Here is a 983-nt window from a genome sequence, read left to right as displayed (position 1 = left end):
TATGTATATCCGTTTTTACTCATATCGCTGTAATATTAGCAATAATGAGCCTTTCGAAGAGTTTGTCACCAAAATATCTTCGGTTTAGCTTATAGATAAACTCGTTGAGATATAGTTGAAGGTACTTTCTTTTGATTTTATGATAATTTCCTAATAGATTTCTTTTGGCGTTACTGATGGTAATATGAACCCATTTTAAGGTTTCATTGGTGGTTTCTTTATCAGATTTTTCCGTGATGTGTAGCTCAACAAAATCAGAAATATCAACGTAAGACGTGCTTTTATCTGTGAAAACAATGCTTTGATTATCAATCGATTCTTTGACGGTTTCGTTAATTTCCAAAGAAAGATGCGTTTCCAAAACCTTCGCCTTAAAATACCTGCAGGATTTTGATTTTTCACCTGTTTCCAGATTTTCCAAAGGAACTGATTCTGCCATTACCGCTACATTTTGCTTCCCTGCAGCACCTCTTCCGCGAAGACCTTTTTCTTGTTCTACCTCGCTGGATTCTACCGTAAAGTAGCCTTCATCAAACTCAATCATACCTTCCAGAGTATATTTTTCATCACGTGTTCCCATTGCTTTTCTTAGTTTATGAACCATTGCCCACACCGGTTCATAGCGCTTCAAACCCAATTGTTTCTGAATCTCCTTTGAAGAAAATCCTTTCTTGGTAACACTCATCAGAAACATCGTTTTGTACCAGATTAAAAAAGAAAGATTGGAGTTTTGCATGATTGTTCCGCTTTTCAAAGAGGTTCTGCTGCGGCATTTCTTGCATTCGTAAGTCCAAATGCTTTTAATCCAGAAATGCTCCTTGTGGCCGCATTTGCAAACTACTCCGATTTTGTCTCTCTGAGCCTTAAAATGAATTCTGCAATCTTCTTCTGTCCCAAAATGAGCCGTAAAACTAAATATATCCATATAATTACCTAAATTACAGTCAAATATAGTGAATTATTCCTAATTACGGATATTCATA

General features: G+C 36.0%; 1 protein-coding gene. It reads right to left on the bottom strand.

Translation table 11 applies throughout. The features are described from left to right. Positions 1–19: 19 nt before the first annotated feature. Positions 20–925: an IS1595 family transposase gene (locus DRF58_RS18110; protein ID WP_116037342.1), complete on the bottom strand. Its 906-nt coding sequence runs from the start codon at positions 923–925 to the stop codon at positions 20–22. Positions 926–983 lie beyond the last annotated feature (58 nt).

Origin of the sequence: Epilithonimonas hispanica (assembly GCF_003385395.1) — a bacterium.
Lineage (GTDB): Bacteria > Bacteroidota > Bacteroidia > Flavobacteriales > Weeksellaceae > Epilithonimonas > Epilithonimonas hispanica.
This window is presented reverse-complemented; position numbering and strand designations above follow the sequence as displayed.

What these genes read in the sequence shown, in the direction of transcription:
- DRF58_RS18110 (WP_116037342.1), bottom strand. Translation starts at nt 925, where the DNA reads ATGGATATATTTAGTTTTACGGCTCATTTTGGGACAGAAGAAGATTGC.